This window comes from Brachybacterium sp. p3-SID957, from assembly GCF_025144775.1.
GTDB classification, from domain to species: domain Bacteria; phylum Actinomycetota; class Actinomycetes; order Actinomycetales; family Dermabacteraceae; genus Brachybacterium; species Brachybacterium epidermidis.
Genome location: NZ_JALXKT010000057.1, coordinates 1 through 20062, shown reverse-complemented (window position 1 = coordinate 20062; position 20062 = coordinate 1). Strand labels below are relative to the sequence as shown.

General features: G+C 67.9%; 12 protein-coding genes. 10 read left to right on the top strand and 2 right to left on the bottom strand.

The window, feature by feature from the left end; translation table 11 throughout:
* On the top strand, positions 1–2235 hold a 2235-nt coding region (locus tag M3B01_RS11585; protein WP_259792246.1), incomplete at its 5' end, for a hypothetical protein.
* A 98-nt stretch (positions 2236–2333) separates the two neighbouring features.
* Here M3B01_RS11585 and M3B01_RS14740 read toward each other — a convergent pair.
* Positions 2334–2531, bottom strand: coding sequence for a CGNR zinc finger domain-containing protein (locus tag M3B01_RS14740; protein WP_396123360.1), 198 nt, complete (start codon positions 2529–2531; stop codon positions 2334–2336).
* A gap of 126 nt (positions 2532–2657) precedes the next feature.
* Here M3B01_RS14740 and M3B01_RS11580 point away from each other — a divergent pair, with 126 nt between their 5' ends.
* Together M3B01_RS11580 and M3B01_RS11575 are read left to right on the top strand one after the other, a co-directional pair.
* On the top strand, positions 2658–3017 hold the full coding sequence (locus M3B01_RS11580) for a VOC family protein (protein ID WP_259792245.1): 360 nt from the start codon (positions 2658–2660) through the stop codon (positions 3015–3017).
* Positions 3014–4000, top strand: a complete 987-nt coding sequence (locus tag M3B01_RS11575; RefSeq protein ID WP_259792243.1) for an IS481 family transposase — start codon at positions 3014–3016, stop codon at positions 3998–4000. The genes M3B01_RS11580 and M3B01_RS11575 overlap by 4 nt, the downstream gene beginning before the upstream one ends.
* Positions 4001–4111: 111 nt before the next feature.
* Here the strand turns inward: M3B01_RS11575 and adhE are convergent, their stop codons facing one another.
* Positions 4112–6889 (bottom strand): bifunctional acetaldehyde-CoA/alcohol dehydrogenase, encoded by a 2778-nt coding sequence (gene adhE, locus M3B01_RS11570; protein ID WP_259792242.1) that lies wholly within the window; start codon positions 6887–6889, stop codon positions 4112–4114.
* A gap of 756 nt (positions 6890–7645) precedes the next feature.
* Between adhE and rplJ the strand changes: the two genes are divergently transcribed.
* The 7 genes from rplJ (at position 7646) to rpsG (ending at position 19974) form a co-directional block, all read left to right on the top strand.
* Complete coding sequence (gene rplJ, locus M3B01_RS11565; protein ID WP_193864419.1) at positions 7646–8161, top strand: 50S ribosomal protein L10; 516 nt, start codon at positions 7646–7648, stop codon at positions 8159–8161.
* 177 nt (positions 8162–8338) lie between these two features.
* Complete coding sequence (rplL, locus tag M3B01_RS11560) at positions 8339–8728, top strand: 50S ribosomal protein L7/L12 (protein ID WP_193864420.1); 390 nt, start codon at positions 8339–8341, stop codon at positions 8726–8728.
* 717 nt (positions 8729–9445) lie between these two features.
* Positions 9446–12934 carry a DNA-directed RNA polymerase subunit beta gene (gene rpoB, locus M3B01_RS11555; protein WP_259792238.1) on the top strand — a complete coding sequence of 1163 codons (3489 nt, stop codon included), beginning with the start codon at positions 9446–9448 and terminating at the stop codon, positions 12932–12934.
* 100 nt (positions 12935–13034) lie between these two features.
* On the top strand, positions 13035–16919 hold the full coding sequence (locus M3B01_RS11550) for a DNA-directed RNA polymerase subunit beta' (RefSeq protein WP_193864422.1): 3885 nt from the start codon (positions 13035–13037) through the stop codon (positions 16917–16919).
* A 442-nt stretch (positions 16920–17361) separates the two neighbouring features.
* Positions 17362–18642 carry a transglycosylase family protein gene (locus M3B01_RS14655; RefSeq protein ID WP_311203227.1) on the top strand — a complete coding sequence of 427 codons (1281 nt, stop codon included), beginning with the start codon at positions 17362–17364 and terminating at the stop codon, positions 18640–18642.
* A gap of 487 nt (positions 18643–19129) precedes the next feature.
* Positions 19130–19504, top strand: coding sequence for a 30S ribosomal protein S12 (rpsL, locus tag M3B01_RS11535; protein WP_193864424.1), 375 nt, complete (start codon positions 19130–19132; stop codon positions 19502–19504).
* On the top strand, positions 19504–19974 hold the full coding sequence (rpsG, locus tag M3B01_RS11530) for a 30S ribosomal protein S7 (RefSeq protein WP_193864425.1): 471 nt from the start codon (positions 19504–19506) through the stop codon (positions 19972–19974). The genes rpsL and rpsG overlap by 1 nt, the downstream gene beginning before the upstream one ends.
* Positions 19975–20062: the final 88 nt, after the last annotated feature.

The window sequence follows — 20062 nt, the reverse complement described above, 5'->3', positions numbered from 1 at the left end:
ATCGGCCGAAGCACCCCTCAGGCGGCCACGATGTTTCGCCTTGGGTGGCGGGGGGACGCCACACACTTCGAGCGGCGTATCGCCTCGGCGATGATCGCGCTGGCCACGGCTGCGATGGTGCTGTCCACAGGGTTCCTCGGGATCATCTGCGCGACGTTTCAGGAGCGGCTCGAGACCGACCACAGCCGTATCGCAGATGGCTGGTTCTCCGGTGAGGACGCCACGGCAGACGGAGCACGGTGGCGCATCGTCGCTGACGCGGTCGAGGACCGATGGGTCGACGTCATCATCGTCGTCCCCGAGGAATCCACTCCCCTCCCTCCCGGGCTGGAGGCCTGGCCGGAGCCCGGGACCGTCGTGCTGTCACCAGCACTTGCCGCTCATCCTGATGGTGCAATCATCGCCGAGCGCTATGGAGTCTTGTCCCAGCAGCAGGTACAGGGAGACGGTCTCGTCTCACCCCAAGAGCGCATCGCATATGTCCGACCCAGCGCTGCAACCGAGCAGCAGACCTTCGGTTACTCCGTTTCATCGTTCGGAATGCCTTCCCCCGTTGAGCTGACCAGCGAAGGGCTGACCGGCGGCCCCGCGCGCCAACGGGGCATCTGGAACATCACCATCGGTTTTACGCTCGGCGTCATCGCCCCCGCCATGTTGTTCATGGCCATCGCATCACGCACCGCATCCGCGCGACGCGACCAGCGGCGGCAGATGCTGCACATCCTCGGCGCGGGGCGCAGGGAGGATCTCGCCTTCCTCCTCGGTGTCTTCGCGGTTCCCTTCACGGTAGGCATCACGAGCGCGGGGGCAGTCATCACTGCTCTGATGGTCTTTGATCTCTACATCCCGATCGGCCGCTACACGATCCAATCGGCGGATCTGCGGGCCCATCTGCTGTGGGTGATCGGCGCTGTCCTCCTCGGCGCGAGCATTGCCGCTGCAATGCTGCTCGGGCTGAACCAGCTCCGACGGCACCGTGGCACCCGCCCTCGGTCCTCCCAGCGTCCGGACAAGCTCAGGCAGATGCTTCCGCTTCCGCTTGCTGCCGTGGCGATGATCATCGCGTGGCTGAACACTGGTCGATGGGAGCTCAGCGCCCTGCGGCTGTTCGTCACCTACGGCGGCATAGCAGCGGTTGCCATCTGCCTTCCCGGGTTCATCGGCATCATCACCTCGCTCGCAGCACGTGCCCTCGCCGCGTGGGGACAGCGATACGGCAGCGTGAGCGCCCTGGTCGCAGGACGCCTCATGATGGCCGATCCGGGAGCGGTGCGACGCCTCAGTGCCGGCATGGCCCTGGTCATCATCCTCGTGGCCCACCTCATGACGCTCGGCACCATGACCACCTCGGCATTCAGGGAGGCCGCCGCCCTGCGAGACCGCTTCGGGGACTCCCTGCTGGTACTGGACACCTCCCGCAGCGGTGATGAGGCGCCGCAGCTCGTGGATGATGCGCTCTCGGGCAACGGTGATGTCATCGCCGTGATGACCCAATACGGGAACTCCCCGAGCGACCCGGTCCGCGCAACGGTCACCGGATCCTGCGATGCGCTGAGAGCGCTCGGCCTGCCGTGCACCGATGGTCCGCTGGAGACGTCGGATCGGGTGGATGACGACAGAGGACGCTGGATGCTCGGTGGCATCGACGAGGTGCAGATCGCTGTGGGCAGCGCCTGGGATATCTCCCCCGATGAGGAAGCGCCCGCAATCTATGCCGTCTCACTGGACGGCGAGGATCTTCCCCGCGAGGAGATCGCGATCGAACTGTCCCAGCAGGTGCTGCCCCGCCCCGAGCTGTCGAACATCGGCGAAGAGTGGCTGCTGGGCTACTGGACCGGCTACGACAGCTTCTACCGCTGGCACCCGTTGATCGCAGTAGTGGCAACAGTGCTGCTGGCGCTGGCGATCTCCGGTGTCGTGCTCGGGGACTCCGATGGAGCATCGGATCGGCTCGGGGTGCTGAGCATGTGGGCACCCGGGCCGGGGCTCTCCCTCGGGGTCGCAGTCGGTCGAGTCCTGATCCCGTTGCTGGCCGCCATCGTCACCGGCGGTGTCACCGCCTTCGCCACGACGTTCCCCTACACACTTCCACCGTTCAACGGATTCCTCCCGCCGGGATACTTCCTGGCCACCTCGGTGCTACCGGTGCTGGCGGCACTGGTCATGGCCGCAATCGCGGCCCTCGCGCAGCACCGAGCCCTGCGTCGATGGCGGCCCGGTGCGTCGTCTGCGTGAGCCATCCCGGTGGCACTCCGCCCAGGAGACGGCAATGTCCCGACCCGCATCATCTAGATGTACCGACCGGAGACGTTGATCGAAGAGCCTGCCGCTGGCTACGTGTCGACGTTGCGGGCTCGGTACGCGGCCGATTTCGCCCGGTTCTGGCATTGAAGGCTGCAAAAGCGTCGCTGGGCGTTGCGGCCGCGGCTGCCCGCGCGCACGAGGAACTGATGCGACAAGGGCGACCCGGTCTGGCACTGCGCATCCGCACGAGCCCCAACCCCCGCCACTGCTATTTTCGAAACGACCATCGGCCCCAACGCGCTCACCATCACACCCGAGGTGTTTACCGAGCACGTCCGAACCTTGAACACCCTCGCAACCCACTTCGACAGCAACCCCGACACCGTTGTCCCAACGAACCTTCAGGAGAACCGATGAACAGCCCAACCTTCGCCATCCGAATGGTCACCATCGACTGCCACGACCCGAACGCACTTGCCGAATTCTGGTCAGCCGCGACCGGTAGCCCCGTCCTGGCGGACTACGGCGACTTCGTCATGGTCGACACGGAACCCACCCTCGGCTTCCAACGCGTGAGCCACCCCACCCCTGGCAAGAACCGCATCCACCTCGACGGCGGCGGGGCCGACCGCGAAGAACTGGTGAACCGCCTACGCCAGCTCGGCGCCACCGAGCAGGAGACGCGCACCGTCCCGGGGTTGACCTGGACCGTCATGCACGACCCCGAAGGAAACTCCTTCTGTGTCGGCAACCCCACCACCGTCGATCGATGACTCACGCCAACGCGGCACTGACCCCTCGACACCGCCTCAAAGTCGCGCGGCTCGTTGTCGAAGACGGCTGGCCGATCAGCGAGGTCGCAGCGCGGTTTCAGGTGTCCTGGCCCACCGTCAAGCGTTGGGCAGACCGCTACCGGACTGGCGAGTCCATGCAAGACCGGTCATCGCGGCCTCGCCGCTCACCGAACAAGACGAGTCTGAGGACCACACGGCGCTGCATTCAACTGCGGCTGCGTCTGCGCGAAGGCCCCGTGCAATTGTCCTGCCGTCTCGGCATCGCCCCCTCGACGGTCCATCGCATCCTCACCACCGTTCACCTCAACCGCCTTTCACACGTCGACCGCGCCACCGGTGAGCCCGTCCGCCGCTACGAGCATGACCACCCCGGTGCGATGCTCCACGTCGACGTGAAGAAGCTCGGCAACATTCCCGACGGCGGAGGCTGGCGCTACGTCGGCCGTCAACAAGGCGAGAAGAACCGAGCTGCCACACCGGACAGGCCACGGAGCAAGCACTACGACCCGCTAATGGGCAAGGCCTACGTGCACACCGTCATCGACGACCACTCTCGCGTTGCCTACGCCGAAATCCGCGACGACGAAACCGCGCTGACCGCCACTGGCGTGCTCATCCGGGCGGTCGAGTGGTTCAACGCCCGCGGGGTGGCCGTTGAGCGGGTGCTCTCCGACAACGGTGGCGCCTACCGGTCACATCTATGGCGAGACACCTGCGCCGAACTGGGCATCAAGCACAAGCGCACCCGACCGTATCGGCCGCAGACCAACGGCAAGATCGAGCGCTTCCACCGCACCCTGGCCGACGGCTGGGCATACGCCCGCTGCTACAACTCCGAGGCCGAACGCCGCCGCGAACTCGACGGTTGGCTGCACTACTACAACCATCATCGTCCCCACACGGCCTGCGGCAACCAGCCGCCCTTGTCACGATTGATCAACGTCCCCGATCAGTACATCTAGATCACGGACGAGAGGTCAAGCCGCTGTGCGCGGCTGACCGCACTCAGCGAAGGGCCCCCCCCCGATCACCGGTGCGGGGCCCTCCTCTCAGCTGCTCAGCCGCTCAGCGACTCAGGCCTTGCCCTGCTCCCGCTCCTGCTCGGGATCCACGGAGTCGACGAACTCCGCGGTGTCGTCCGCGTCGTTGTCGGTCGCATCGGCCGCCGGGGCCTTCTCGCCGATCGCCACGGCCGAGGCGGTGGTGGAGGGCTCCTTCACCACGCCGCCGGTGCGCTTGGTGTACCCGACCTCGCCCTCGAAGGCGTCCTGGATCAGTTCCTTGAGCTCGATCACCAGGGGCTCCTTGGGGTTGGCCGGGGTGCACTGGTCCTCGAAGGCCCGGTAGGCGAGCTCGTCGATCACCCGGTCCAGGTGCTCCTGGGTGGCGCCGTTGGCCTTCAGGCTCAGCTCGACGCCGAGATCCTCGGCCAGGCGGGTCACCTCGTCGATCAGCGACTGCACGCCCTCCTCCGTGGTGGCGGCCGGGAAGCCCATGAAGCGTGCGAAGTCCGCGAGGTCCTTGTCGGCCCGGTAGTTCTCGTACTTCGGGAAGATCGCGTGCTTGAACGGCTTGGTGGCGTTGTACCGGATCACGTGAGGCAGGAAGATCGCGTTGGTGCGGCCGTGGGCGATCTCGAACTCCGCCCCGCACTTGTGCGACAGGGAGTGCACGATGCCCAGGAACGCGTTGGCGAAGGCCATGCCGGCCATCGCCGAGGCGTTGTGCATCTTCTCCTTGGCCTCCATGTCGTTCTCCAGCACGGCGGCCCGCATGTTCTCGAAGATCAGCTGTGCCGCCCGGATCGAGAGGCCGCGAGTGTAGTCGCTGGCCATGGTCGACACGTACGACTCGATCGCGTGGGTGAGCGCGTCCAGGCCGGAGTCGGCTGCGGTGCGCCTCGGCACGGTGTCCACGAACTGGGCGTCCACGATCGCCACGGTCGGGGTGAGCGCGTAGTCCGCCAGCGGGTACTTCACGTGCGTCTCCGCATCGGTGATCACCGCGAACGGGGTGCACTCCGAGCCGGTGCCGGAGGTGGTGGGGATGGCCACGAACTCCGCCTTCTGGCCCAGCTTCGGGAAGCGGTAGGTGCGCTTGCGGATGTCCATGAACTTCTGCTTCATGCCGAAGTAGCTGGCCTCGGGGTGCTCGTAGAACAGCCACATGCCCTTGGCCGCGTCCATCGCGGAGCCACCGCCGAGGGCGATGATGCAGTCCGGCTCGAAGTCCCGCATCCACTGGGCGCCCTTGAACACGGTGGTGGAGGTGGGGTTGGGCTCCACGTCCGAGAAGATCGTCCAGGCGACCTCCTCGCGGCGCTGCTTGAGGTGGTCGATCAGCACGTCCACATAGCCGAACTGGACCATGCCCGGGTCGGTGACGATGAAGACCCGCTTGATCTCCGGCATCTTCTGGAGGTACTGCACGGAGTACCGCTCGAAGTAGGTCTTCGGGGGCACCTTGAACCACTGCATGTTGTTCCGCCGTTCCGCGATCCGCTTGACGTTGATGAGGTCCACCGCGCTGACATTGCGGGAGACAGAGTTGTGGCCGTAGGAGCCGCAGCCCAGGGTGAGTGAGGGCAGCAGACCGTTGTAGACGTCACCGATCCCGCCCAGGGCACTGGGGGCGTTGACGATGATGCGGCAGGCCTTCATCCGCAGTCCGTACTCGCGCTCGATGGCGGCGTCGGAGGTGTGGATGACCGCGGTGTGCCCCAGGCCACCGAACTCCAGCATCTGCTGGGCCAGGTCGAAGCCCTCCTTCTTGCCGGGCACCGTGAGCATCGCCAGCACCGGGCAGAGCTTCTCGCGGGAGAGGGGGTGCTCCTCGCCGACGCCCTCGATGGGCGCGATCAGCAGCTTGGTGCCGGCGGGCACCTCGATGCCCGCGCCTCGGGCGATGTCCTCGGCGCTCTGACCGACCACGGAGGCGGCGATCCCGCCCTTCTCGGTGACCATGAAGGCCTCGAGCTTCTTGCGCTCGGCCTCGGTGACCACGTGGGCGCCGAAGGCCTGGAACTCCTCGAGCACCTGCTCCGCGATCTCCTCGTCGACGATGATGGCCTGCTCGGAGGCGCAGATCATGCCGTTGTCGAAGGTCTTGGAGATCAGCAGGTCGTTGACGGCCCGGGACACCTTCGCGGTCCGCTCGATGTACACCGGGACGTTGCCGGGGCCCACGCCGAGCGCCGGCTTGCCGGTGGAGTAGGCGGCCTTGACCATGCCGGAACCGCCGGTGGCCAGGGTGAGTGCCACCGTCGGGTGGTTCAGCAGGGCATCGGTGGCCTCCAGCGAGGGCTGCTCGATCCACTGGATGCAGTGGGCGGGCGCGCCGGCCTCGACGGCCGCGTCCAGCATCACCTGGGCGGCTGCGGCCGAGCACTTCTGCGCGCTGGGGTGGAAGGCGAACACGATCGGGTTCCGGGTCATGATCGAGATCAGGCACTTGAACATGACGGTGGAGGTGGGGTTGGTGACGGGGGTGACGCCCGCGACCACGCCGACCGGCTCGGCGATCTCGATGATCCCCTTCTGCTTGTCCTCGGCGATGATCCCCACCGTGCGGTCGTACTTGATCGAGTTCCAGATGTACTCGGTGGCGAAGATGTTCTTGACGCACTTGTCCTCGAAGAGGCCGCGGCCGGTCTCCTCGACGGCCAGCTTGGCCAGCGGCATGTGCTGATCCACGCCCGCCAGGGCCATCGCATGGACGATCGCGGTGATCTCCTTCTGCTCGAAGGAGTCGAAGGCGGCCAGGGCCTCGGAGGCGCGCTCGGCGAGGGTGTCGATGGCAGCCGCGGTGGAGCTGCGGGTAGAGGTGGTCGCGCTGTCGGCTTTGCCGGTCATGATCTCGGTTCTGTCCTTGCCTCTGGTCTCGGCTGCTCGGCCCCGCGAGCGGGGGAGCCGACGGCCCGTGGTGGTCCGTCACCGATCACGCTAGAGGGATGCCCGGTCGATTGCCACCCTCACTTCGTCAACGGCGCCGCACTGGGTGAAAGCGCAGGGCAGAATGCTTTTTGAAGGGGCGCGGGGAGCTCCTGCTGCCGTGGGGCCGCGGCGGGGAAGGGGGCGCCCGGCTCGTCGTGGCGGAAGGGTGCGCTGAGGCGAGCAGAGCCCTTGGTCCCGTCCTCGCCTGCAGTTTCGATGGTCTGATGAATGCTGGCGGAAGAACGACCAGATGAGGTGGGCGAGGTTCCGGGGCGAGGATGCCCCCGACACTCGCCCCTCCGGCAATGCCCACCGGGACGTGGGTCCCTTAGCGTCGAACTGACAACATTGACTGTGGGGCAGATCACCGGCTTCAGCCGGTCGTGTGACCCACTCCGCCCGTCGCCCCGTGGCGGGACAGCCTCGGGAGCGGGTACAGTTGCCGGTACCGAAGACCGCCGGTCGTCGCCCTCACCTGAGGGGGACCGAAGAAATCCCGCACGGGATGGCCTGCGCAGGTGAATCAGGACGACCGTCGCTCGATCGTGCCCGGTGCTCCCATGGGGGCACCGAGCACGTGCTGTGCGGCCCCGGGGCCTCGACACCTGCGTGTCGAGGCCTTTCCCGTGCGCGGAGACCTTCACCCGGCGGCGCGAGACCTCTGGAAGGAGGGCCATGGCGAACCCCGAGAAGGTCGACGCCGTCGCGGAGATCACGGAGCTGTTCCGCAGCTCCGACGCCGCCGTCGTCACCGAGTACCGCGGGCTCAGCGTGGACCAGCTCAAGCAGCTGCGTCGCGCTCTGGGCTCCGAGACGACGTACGCCGTGGTGAAGAACACGCTGACCGAGATCGCCGCCCGCGAGGCCGGCATCGACGTCTTCGAGGGTCAGCTCAGCGGCCCCACCGCCATCGCCTTCATCAAGGGTGAGCCGGTGGAGCCCGCCAAGGCTCTGCGTGACTTCGCCAAGGAGCACGAACAGCTCGTCATCAAGTCCGGCTACTTCGAGGGCAACCTGCTCTCGGTGGCCGATGTGCAGCAGCTCGCGGACCTCGAGTCCCGCGAGGTCCTGCTGGCCAAGGCCGCCGGTGCCATGAAGGCGTCGATGTCCAAGGCCGCCGCCGTGTTCAATGCGCCGCTGTCCAAGGCAGTGCGCACCGTGGACGCGCTGCGGGTCAAGCAGGAGGCCTGAGCCCAGGCTCAGCTCCCGCACCCGCCCAGCGCGATCGCGCTGGACCGTCGGCCGCCCCATGGGGCGAACCGGCCGCATGACCTGGCGCACCAGCGCCGCTGAAGTACCACGCACCCGCCCCACGCGGATGCACCGGAACCCAGGGACCAGGTCCCACCGACAGGAAGGAACGCCATCATGGCGAAGCTCAGCACCGACGAGCTCATCGAAGCTTTCAAGGAGATGTCCCTCATCGAGCTCTCCGAGTTCGTGAAGCAGTTCGAGGAGGTCTTCGACGTCACCGCCGCCGCCCCCGTGGCCGTCGCCGCCGCTGGTGGCGCCGCCGCCGGTGGCGAGGCCGCCGCCGAGGAGGAGAAGGACGAGTTCGACGTCATCCTCGAGTCCGCCGGCTCGGCCAAGATCGCCGTCATCAAGGAGGTGCGCGCCCTGACCTCCCTCGGTCTGAAGGAGGCCAAGGACCTCGTCGACGGTGCCCCCAAGCCCGTCCTCGAGGGCGTCAAGAAGGAGGACGCCGAGGCCGCCAAGGAGAAGCTCGAGGGCGCCGGCGCCACCATCACCCTCAAGTGATCCGGTGCTCGCCCCGGCGAGCACGCGCATCACAGACGCAAGGGCCGTCCCGCAGCCGCGGGGCGGCCCTTCCGCCGTTCCCGCCCAGTGGTAGCGTCCGTGATCGTTTCGTGACCGAGAGAAGTGTGAGGAACGCCCCCGGAGTCGAGGCCTGGGGCATGGCTGCTGCCGCGCTGACCCTGCTGGGCGGCGGTGCCCTGATGGTGGGGCTGCGCAGGCGCTGATCCGCACAGCACAGTGCGATGCCGAGGGCTCCTCCGGATCCGTCCGGAGGGGCCCTCGGTGCGGGTCGGGCGCGGGGGTTGGCCGCCATGTGCTCTGGCCTTCACCACCGACACGCGGCCCGCTGCTTGACTCGCGGGCGAATAGTCAGCATCCTGTGTGACGTACGAAGCTGTTCCTGCCGCCCACGGAACGGAGCCCCTCCCGTCACCGCACGGGAACGCGTGAGCACCGGCAGCCACGTCGAGAAAGACGGGCAGGAGGCCTCGCCTTTCCGCGCCAGGCATATGGCGGCCGACGCGGATGGACCCGTCGCGCAGCGACCCTTGTGTCCATCCGCGAGTCTGTGTATGCTCGGATTTTGCGCTGTGCCTCGCCCCGTTCCGTCATCACGGCTCTGTCATCTCGGCATCATGCCGGCCATCGGCAAGTCTCTTCACCTCACGGGGTGTTCGCCGCGCCTGGGATTCCGTCATCGGCCTGGAAGGACCCCCCTTGGCTGCCTCGAGCACCGATATCACCACCGACATCTCCCGTCGCACCGCCTCGCCGCGCGTCACCTTCGCCAAGCTCGGCGATCCGATCGACGTTCCGGATCTCCTGAGCCTGCAGACCACGTCGTTCGACTGGCTGCTGGGCAACGAGCGCTGGCAGGAGCGTGCCGCTGAGGCCGCCGCCGCTGGGCGCGAGGACGTCCCGCAGACCTCCGGTCTGGCCGACATCCTCGAGGAGATCTCCCCGATCGAGGACTTCGCCGGCAACATGTCGCTGTCCTTCCGGGACCACACCTTCGACGACCCGAAGTACAGCGTCGAGGAGTGCAAGGAGAAGGACCTCACCTACGCCGCTCCGCTGTACGTGATCGCCGAGTTCATGAACAACGAGACCGGCGAGATCAAGACCCAGACGGTCTTCATGGGCGAGTTCCCGCTCATGACCGACAAGGGCACCTTCATCATCAACGGCACCGAGCGCGTGGTCGTCTCGCAGCTGGTGCGCTCCCCGGGGGTGTACTTCGAGGAGACGATCGACAAGACCAGCGACAAGCGCATCTTCTCCGCGAAGATCATCCCCTCGCGCGGCGCCTGGCTGGAGTTCGAGGTCGACAAGCGCGACCAGGTCGGCGTGCGCATCGACCGCAAGCGCAAGCAGTCGGTGACCACCCTGCTGCAGGCCCTCGGCATGTCCCACAGCGACATCCTCGAGGAATTCGGCGAGTTCGAGTCCATGCGCTCCACCCTGGAGAAGGACCGCATCTCCTCGACCGACGAGGCCCTCATGGACATCTACCGCAAGCAGCGCCCGGGCGAGCCGCCCACGCGCGATGCGGGCGAGGCCATGCTGAACAACCTCTACTTCAACCCCAAGCGCTACGACCTGGCCAAGGTGGGTCGGTACAAGATCGGCAAGAAGCTCGGCGTGGACGGCTCGCTGTCCGAGTCCAGCCTGCGCCTGCAGGACGTCGTGGCCACGATCAAGTACATCGTCGCCCTGCACGAGGGCCTCACCGAGTACACCAGCGCCGACGGCCACACCGTGCGCGTGGAGACCGACGACATCGACCACTTCGGCAACCGTCGCATCCGCGCGGTCGGCGAACTGATCCAGAACCAGGTGCGCACGGGCCTGTCCCGCATGGAGCGCGTGGTCCGCGAGCGCATGACCACGCAGGACGTCGAGGCGATCACCCCGCTGACCCTGATCAACATCCGCCCGGTGACGGCGGCGATCAAGGAGTTCTTCGGGACTTCGCAGCTCTCGCAGTTCATGGACCAGAACAACCCGCTGTCGGGCCTGACCCACAAGCGTCGTCTCTCGGCGCTGGGCCCGGGCGGTCTGTCCCGCGACCGTGCGGGCATGGAGGTGCGCGACGTGCACCCCTCGCACTACGGCCGCATGTGCCCGATCGAGACCCCTGAGGGGCCGAACATCGGCCTGATCGGCTCGCTGGCGACCTTCGCCCGCATCAACCCCTTCGGCTTCGTCGAGACCCCGTACCGGAAGGTCACCGACGGCCAGGTCACCGACGAGATCGTGTACCTGACCGCCGACGACGAGGATCGCCACGTCATCGCCCAGGCCAACGCCAAGCTCACCGACGACGGCCGCTTCGCCGAGGAGCAGGTGCTGGTGCGCCTGGCCGGCGGCGAGCCGGACCTGGTGGACGCCACGGACGTCGACTACATGGACGTCTCGGCCCGCCAGATGGTGTCGGTCGCGACCGCGATGATCCCCTTCCTCGAGCACGACGACGCCAACCGTGCGCTGATGGGCTCGAACATGCAGCGCCAGGCCGTGCCGCTGCTGCGCCCGGAGATGCCGCTGGTCGGCACCGGCATGGAGCGTCGTGCCGCGGTGGACGCGGGCGACGTGGTGGTGGCCGAGAAGGGCGGCGTCATCGAGGAGCTCAGCGCGGACCTGGTCTCCGTGATGGCCGATGACGGCACCCGTCAGACCTACCCCATCGGCAAGTTCCAGCGCTCCAACGCCGGCAACTGCTACAACCAGCGCGTGCTGTTCGACGAGGGCGACCGCGTCGAGGCAGGCTCGATCCTCGCCGACGGCCCCTCCACCGATCAGGGCGAGCTGTCGCTGGGCAAGAACCTGCTGGTGGCGTTCATGTCGTGGGAGGGCCACAACTACGAGGACGGCATCATCCTGTCCTCCCGGATGGTCCAGGACGACGTCCTCACCTCGATCCACATCGAGGAGCACGAGGTCGACGCCCGCGACACCAAGCTGGGCAAGGAGGAGATCACCCGGGACATCCCCAACGTGGGTGACGACGTCCTGGCCGATCTCGACGAGCGCGGCATCATCCGCATCGGCGCCGAGGTGGAGCCGGGCGACATCCTGGTCGGCAAGGTGACCCCGAAGGGTGAGACCGAGCTGACCCCGGAGGAGCGCCTGCTGCGCGCCATCTTCGGCGAGAAGGCCCGTGAGGTGCGTGACACCTCCCTGCGCGTGCCCCACGGCGAGTCCGGCACCGTTATCGGTGTGCGCGTGTTCACCGACGACGAGGATGGCGACATCCTCCCCACCGGTGTCAACGAGATGGTCCGCGTGTACGTGGCCCAGAAGCGCAAGATCACCGACGGCGACAAGCTCGCCGGCCGCCACGGCAACAAGGGCGTCATCGCCAAGATCCTGCCGGTCGAGGACATGCCGTTCCTCGAGGACGGCACCCCGGTGGACATCATCCTCAACCCGATGGGCGTGCCAGGGCGCATGAACATCGGCCAGGTGATGGAGACCCACCTGGGTTGGGTGGCCAAGAACGGCTGGGACCTCGAGAAGGGCTCCGCCGCGGTGGATGACCTGCCCGAGACGGCCCTGCACGGTGAGCCCGGCACCCCGGTGGCCGTGCCCGTGTTCGACGGCCTCTCCGCCGATGAGCTCGAGGGCCTGATCGCCAACCACCGCCCCAACCGGGACGGCGAGCGGATGGTCAAGGAGAACGGCAAGGCGCGCCTGTTCGACGGCCGCTCCGGTGAGCCGTTCCCCGAGCCGATCTCCGTGGGCTACATGTACATCCTGAAGCTCCACCACCTGGTGGACGACAAGCTGCACGCCCGCTCCACCGGCCCGTACTCGATGATCACGCAGCAGCCCCTGGGCGGAAAGGCCCAGTTCGGCGGCCAGCGCTTCGGCGAGATGGAGGTGTGGGCCCTGGAGGCCTACGGCGCCGCCTACGCCCTGCAGGAGCTGCTGACCATCAAGTCCGACGACATCTCCGGCCGCGTGAAGGTCTACGAGGCGATCGTCAAGGGCGAGAACATCCCCGAGCCCGGCATCCCGGAGTCCTTCCGGGTGCTGCTCAAGGAGATGCAGTCGCTGTGCCTGAACGTCGAGGTCCTCTCCTCCGACGGCACCGCCCAGGAGGTGCGGGAGAGCGACGAGGAGGTCTTCCGCGCCGCCGAGGAGCTCGGCATCGACCTGTCCCGCCGGCCCCACGAGGGCGTCGGCTCCATCGAAGAGGTCTGAGAGACAGGGCCCGACGGTCCACGCCCTGCGTGGCCGTCGGCCCGCCCCTCGACCCTGATCACTCAGACCGCCTGACTTACGATTCGAGAGAAGGACACCTGTGCTCGACGTCAACACCTTCGACGAGCTGCGCATCGGCCTCGCGACCGCCGATGACATCCGCGCCTGGTCGCACGGCGAGGTCAAGAAGCCCGAGACCATCAACTACCGCACCCTGAAGCCCGAGATGGAGGGCCTGTTCTGCGAGCGCATCTTCGGCCCCACCCGGGACTGGGAGTGCTACTGCGGCAAGTACAAGCGCGTGCGCTTCAAGGGCATCGTCTGCGAGCGATGCGGCGTGGAGGTCACCAAGTCCTCCGTGCGCCGTGAGCGCATGGGCCACGTGGAGCTCGCCGCCCCCGTCACCCACATCTGGTACTTCAAGGGCGTGCCCAGCCGTCTGGGCTACCTGCTGGACCTCGCGCCGAAGGACCTCGAGAAGGTCATCTACTTCGCCGCGTACATGATCACCGCCGTGGACGAGGACGCCCGCCACGAGGACCTGCCCGACCTCCAGGCCCGTCACGACCTGGAGATCAAGGAGCTGGAGAACGAGCGCGACAGCGCGGTCAACGACCGCGCAGTCACCGCCGAGAAGGATCTCGCCCAGCTCGAGGAGGAGGGCGCCAAGGCCGACGCGAAGCGCAAGGTTCGCGACTCCGCCGAGCGCGAGCAGGCCCAGATCCGCAAGAAGTACGACGCCGAGATCGCTCGCGTCACCAACGTGTGGGAGCGCTTCAAGTCTCTCAAGGTGGCCGATCTCGAGGGCGACGAGCAGCTGTACCGCGCCATGAAGCTGCGCTACGGCACCTACTTCGAGGGCGGCATGGGCGCCGAGGCGATCCAGAAGCGCCTTCAGGACTTCGACCTCGACTCCGAGGCCGCGTCCCTGCGCGAGATCATCGCCAACGGCAAGGGCCAGAAGAAGGCCCGCGCCCTCAAGCGCCTCAAGGTGGTCTCCGCCTTCCGCACCACCACCAACTCGCCCGACGGCATGGTGCTGGACTGCGTGCCGGTGATCCCGCCGGACCTGCGCCCCATGGTGCAGCTGGACGGCGGCCGCTTCGCGACCTCGGACCTCAATGATCTGTACCGTCGCGTGATCAACCGCAACAACCGCCTCAAGCGGCTGCTGGATCTCGGTGCCCCCGAGATCATCGTGAACAACGAGAAGCGCATGCTGCAGGAGTCGGTGGACTCGCTGTTCGACAACGGCCGCCGCGGTCGACCGGTCACCGGTCCGGGCAACCGCCCCCTGAAGTCCCTCTCGGACATGCTCAAGGGCAAGCAGGGCCGCTTCCGCCAGAACCTGCTGGGCAAGCGCGTGGACTACTCCGGTCGTTCCGTGATCGTGAACGGCCCGCAGCTGGAGCTGCACCAGTGCGGCCTGCCCAAGGGCATGGCGCTGGAGCTGTTCAAGCCGTTCGTGATGAAGCGCCTGGTGGAGCTGTCCCACGCCCAAAACGTGAAGGCCGCCAAGCGCATGGTCGAGCGTGCCCGCCCCGAGGTGTGGGACGTGCTCGAGGAGGTCATCACCGAGCACCCGGTGCTGCTGAACCGTGCACCCACCCTGCACCGCCTGGGCATCCAGGCCTTCGAGCCGCAGCTGGTGGAGGGCAAGGCCATCCACCTGCACCCGCTGGTGTGCGCCGCTTTCAACGCCGACTTCGACGGCGACCAGATGGCCGTGCACCTGCCGCTGAGCGCCGAGGCGCAGGCCGAGGCCCGCATCCTGATGCTCTCGAGCAACAACATCCTCAAGCCCTCCGACGGTCGCCCCGTCACCATGCCCGCACAGGACATGGTGATCGGCCTGTACCACCTGACCACGGTGCGCGAGGACGTCCCCGGCGCAGGCCGCTCCTTCTCCTCCGAGGCGGAGGCCATCATGGCCTTCGATGCGGGCGAGCTGGACCTGAACGCGCCGGTGACCATCCGCTTCACCGACATCGTGCCGCCCACCGGGTGGGAGGCCCCCGAGGGCTGGAGCGAGGGCGACCCGATCACCCTCACCACCACCCTGGGCACCGTGTTCTTCAACGAGACGCTGCCGGAGGGCTTCCCGTACGTCGAGGGCCAGGTGGGCAAGAAGCGCCTGGGCTCGATCGTCAATGCCCTGGCTGAGCGCTACGAGAAGGTGCAGGTCTCCGCGTCCCTGGACGCCCTGAAGGCCTACGGCTTCTCCTGGTCCACCCGTTCCGGTGTGTCCTTCGCGTTCTCTGACGTGGTGGTCCCGCCGAACAAGGCCGAGATCGTGCAGAAGTACGAGGCCAAGGCAGCGCAGGTGCAGGAGAACCGTGACCTGGGCCTGGTCTCCGAGGCCGAGCGCAACATGGAGCTGATCGACATCTGGACCGAGGCGACCAATGAGGTCGACAACGCGATGCGCGAGAACTTCGAGGAGACCAACACCATCTACCGGATGGTGCACTCCGGCGCCCGAGGCAACTGGATGCAGATCCGCCAGATCGCCGGTATGCGCGGCCTGGTGAACAACCCCAAGGGCGAGATCATCCCGCGTCCGATCCTCTCCAACTACAAGGAGGGACTGTCGGTCCTGGAGTACTTCATCGCCTCGCACGGCTCCCGCAAGGGCCTGGCGGACACCGCGCTGAAGACCGCCCAGTCCGGCTACCTGACCCGTCGTCTGGTGGACGTCTCCCAGGACGTCATCGTCCGCGAGGCCGACTGCGGCACCGCCAAGGGCCTGGTGCTTCCGATCGCGGTGGAGGAGGCCGGTGCGCTGGTGGCCCACGAGAACGTGGAGACCACCGTGTACGGGCGTGTGCTCGCCTCCGCTGTCACCGGTGAGGACGGCCAGGAGCTGGCCGCGGCCGGCGACGAGGTGGGCGATGTGCTCATCGAGAAGCTGGTCGCCGGGGGAGTGCGCGAGGTCAAGATCCGCTCCGTGCTCACCTGTGACTCCGCCGTCGGCACCTGCGCCGCCTGCTACGGCCGCTCCCTGGCCACCGGTCACCTGGTGGACATCGGTGAGGCCGTGGGCATCGTCGCCGCCCAGTCGATCGGCGAGCCCGGCACCCAGCTGACCATGCGTACCTTCCACACCGGTGGTGTGGCCAGCGCCGACGGCGACATCACGCACGGCCTGCCGCGTGTGCAGGAGCTGTTCGAGGCCCGCACCCCGGCCGGCTTCGCGCCGATCACCGAGTCCGCGGGCCGCGTCGAGGTGGAGGAGAACGACAAGCAGCGTCGTATCACCGTCACCCCCGACGACGGCACCGATCCGATCACCTACAACGTGTCCAAGCGCGTGACCCTGCGGGTCTCCGACGGCGACCACGTCGAGGTGGGCCACCAGCTCACCGTGGGCTCGGTGGACCCGAAGCAGGTGCTGCGCATCCTAGGCCCCCGCGCCGTGCAGCAGCACCTGGTGGACGAGGTCCAGAAGGTGTACATCTCGCAGGGCGTGGACATCCACGCCAAGCACATCGAGGTCATCGTGCGGCAGATGCTGCGCCGCGTGACGATCATCGAGTCCGGTGACACCGACCTGCTGCCCGGCGACTTCGCCGAGCGCGTGGCCTTCGAGACCGAGAACCGTCGGGTGCTCGCCGAGGGCGGTCAGCCCGCCTCCGGTCGCCCGGAGCTGATGGGCATCACCAAGGCGTCGCTGGCGACGGACTCGTGGCTGTCGGCGGCCTCCTTCCAGGAGACCACCCGCGTGCTCACCGAGGCCGCCCTGAACCGCAAGAGCGATCAGCTCATGGGGCTCAAGGAGAACGTGATCATCGGCAAGCTGATCCCCGCCGGGACCGGCCTGCCGCGGTTCCGCCGCATCGCGGTGGAGCCCACGGACGAGGCCAAGGCGCAGATGTACCAGGTGCCCGGGTACGACGAGCTGGACTTCTCCGGCTTCGGCCAGACCGGCTCGGTGAACCTGGACGACATCGACTACGCCGATCCGTTCCGCACGGACTTCCGCTGACCCGCTGAGATCCCCCTCCGCCTCCACCGGTCACAGCCGGTGAGAGCGGGGGAGCGGATGCGGTCGGCCAGATCAGCAGGGGCGGTCCCACCTCCGGGTGGGGCCGCCCCTGCTTGCGGTCTGTCACAGGGCCGCTGGATGGTCCGTGCCCGTGAGGGCCGCCACGCCGTGCGTTCCTCAGCGTGACCTGGGGCGCGTGCATGTTCACGAGCGGGTAAAGACCCCTCCGGTCCCTGGCCAAGGTCTGGCCGGGACCCTTCACGAGGCCCCGCCGCGCGCGGGAGCATGGGGGACGGCGGCACTCCGCGCGTTCTTCCCCCGCGGCGCCTCGGCTCCTTCGAGTCGAGCACGCGATCGCGCCGATTCCCGCCCGGCCCCCTCCGGGGCCCACGGACCCAAGGAACGACGGACCGCCTGGCGGCGGCGAGGAGCAGGTGGAACAGTGAAGAAGACCCCGTGGATCATCGCGGCCGCGACGGCCTGCGTCATCGGCGTCGGCGGCGGTGGCACCGCGTACGCGATGTCGAACGTGGTGACGGTGGATGCGTACGGGGAGGAGTCCCACGTGCGCACCTTCAGCCCCACCGTGGCCGAGGTCCTCGCGGACCAGGGCATCGAGGTCAAGGACACCGACCTGGTGATCCCGGGACTCAATGAGCAGGTCACCGATGGCACCCAGATCCAGATCATCGAGCGCACCCCCGTGACCGTGACCGTGGACGGCCAGCCCCGGGAGCTGCTCACCACCGGCACCACCGTCTCCGACGCCCTGGAAGAGCTCGAGCTCGAGACCGAGGGCGCCCGCATCACCCCGGAGCCCGGCACGGAGCTGGTCGCCGACGGCAACGACGTCGAGGTGGTCACCCTCAAGACCGTCACCTTCGTGGGCCAGTACGGCCAGGACACCTTCGAGGTCGCCGCCCTCACCGTCGACGAGGCGATGCGCGCGGTGCTCCGCGACATCGAGGACACCGACACCGCGTCCGTGGACCGCGACTCGAACCTCGAGGACGGTGCCACCATCACCGTGCAGCGCGTGCGCCAGACCGAGCGCACCGAGACCGAGACCATCCCCTTCGAGAAGAAGACCGAGAAGGACGCCTCCCTCCTCGAGGGCACCACCAAGGTGAAGGTCGCCGGCAAGGAGGGCTCGCGGGAGAAGGTCGTCTCCGAGAAGCTGGTCGACGGTGAGGTCACCGAGTCGCAGGTCGTCTCCGAGAAGGTCGTGACCGAGCCCGTGGCGCAGGTGACCCTGGTGGGCACCAAGCCGAAGCCCGAGCCGGAGCCGGAGCCGGAGCCGGAACCGGAGCCCGCCCCCGTGCAGGAGGAGAAGGCACAGCCGGCCACGAAAAAGAAGACCGAGAAGAAGACCGAGAAGAAGAGCGAGAAGAAGAGCGAGACGAAGGAGCCTTCCCGCTCCTCCGAGTCCTCTCGCAGCTCCGAGCGCTCCTCGGCTCCCGCGCCCACGGCGCCCTCGGGCTCCGTGTGGGACCGACTGGCCCAGTGCGAGTCCGGCGGCAACTGGTCGATCAACACCGGCAACGGGTACTACGGCGGCCTGCAGTTCTCCGCGGGCACCTGGCGCGCCTACGGCGGTGGCCAGTACGCCCCGTACGCCAACCAGGCCACTCGCGACCAGCAGATCGCGATCGCCAAGAAGGTCCAGGCCGGTCAGGGCTGGGGCGCCTGGCCCGCGTGCACCAAGAAGCTGGGCATTCGCTGATCCACTCCGCTTCATCCTCCTCGGCCGCAGGCCGGCTCGCGCCGGTGCTGCGGCCGAGGTGCGTCGTGGAGCAGCCCTGCTGGTCCCGCCCGGTGTGATGTGCGTCGGAGCGTCCTCATCCCTTTGACCCTGCCCGCCGGGCCTCCGTAGACTGTCAGAGCGTCCGGAGTGCCCTCTGGTCGTGAGCTGGGACGAACCCGCCGCCCCTCCGGGGAGCAGCGAGGGGGGTCCCCCGCGAGGAGCGGATCCTCGCGGTGTGCCCGAAATCGGTGCGGCGGCCATGCCCGGCCACGCAGCGCGGGCATCGATCACGGTCCTCCGACGACCGGCCGGTCCCATACCGGTCGGGCGGGTCGGTCCGCCACCGCTTCCCGGGCATGGGGGCGGCGAACCGGGTCGCCGTCCGTTGCGGCGCCACGCAGGCAGCGGTCGAAGATGTCGATCCTCCGGAGTCAACAGTTCCGGGGGCCGAACAGGAAGAGAATCTGTGCCAACTATTCAGCAGCTGGTGCGCAAGGGGCGGAAGGACAAGTCCTCCGCCTCGAAGACGCCGGCGCTCAAGGGCTCGCCCCAGCGCCGCGGTGTCTGCACGCGCGTCTACACCACCACCCCGAAGAAGCCGAACTCGGCCCTGCGGAAGATCGCGCGTGTGCGTCTGTCCACCGGCATCGAGGTCACCGCATACATCCCGGGTGTGGGCCACAACCTCCAGGAGCACTCGATCGTGCTCGTCCGCGGCGGCCGTGTGAAGGACCTGCCCGGCGTGCGCTACAAGATCGTGCGCGGCTCCCTCGACACCCAGGGTGTCAAGGGTCGCCAGCAGGCCCGTTCCCGCTACGGCGCGAAGAAGGAGAAGAAGTAATGCCTCGTAAGGGAGCAGCTCCCAAGCGCCAGCTCGTCGTGGACCCCGTCTACGACTCGCCGCTGGTCACCCAGCTCATCAACAAGATCCTCCTGGACGGCAAGAAGACCGTCGCCGAGAGCATCGTCTACGGCGCCCTCGAGGGCTGCCGTGAGAAGAACGGCCAGGACCCGGTGGTCACCCTGAAGGCTGCGCTAGACAACATCCGTCCCAGCCTCGAGGTGCGCTCCCGCCGCGTCGGCGGTGCCACCTACCAGGTGCCGATCGAGGTCAAGCCCGGCCGCTCCACCACCCTCGCTCTGCGCTGGCTGGTCGGCTACTCCCGCGCCCGTCGCGAGAACAGCATGACCGAGCGCCTCATGAACGAGATCCTCGATGCCTCCAACGGTCTCGGTGCGTCCGTGAAGCGTCGCGAGGACACCCACAAGATGGCCGAGTCCAACCGCGCCTTCGCCCACTACCGCTGGTGAGGCCGTCGGGGGCCCGCCCCGCCCCCGGGCCCCGCGCCCCCCGGGGCCCCCCCCCGCCCCGGGGGGGGCCCCGGCGGGCCCGCCCGGG

Coding starts and splice junctions, on each gene's coding strand:
- M3B01_RS14740 (WP_396123360.1), bottom strand. CDS start 2,531: ATGGTCGTTTCGAAAATAGCAGTGGCGGGGGTTGGGGCTCGTGCGGAT.
- M3B01_RS11580 (WP_259792245.1), top strand. CDS start 2,658: ATGAACAGCCCAACCTTCGCCATCCGAATGGTCACCATCGACTGCCAC.
- M3B01_RS11575 (WP_259792243.1), top strand. CDS start 3,014: ATGACTCACGCCAACGCGGCACTGACCCCTCGACACCGCCTCAAAGTC.
- adhE (WP_259792242.1), bottom strand. CDS start 6,889: ATGACCGGCAAAGCCGACAGCGCGACCACCTCTACCCGCAGCTCCACC.
- rplJ (WP_193864419.1), top strand. CDS start 7,646: ATGGCGAACCCCGAGAAGGTCGACGCCGTCGCGGAGATCACGGAGCTG.
- rplL (WP_193864420.1), top strand. CDS start 8,339: ATGGCGAAGCTCAGCACCGACGAGCTCATCGAAGCTTTCAAGGAGATG.
- rpsG (WP_193864425.1), top strand. CDS start 19,504: ATGCCTCGTAAGGGAGCAGCTCCCAAGCGCCAGCTCGTCGTGGACCCC.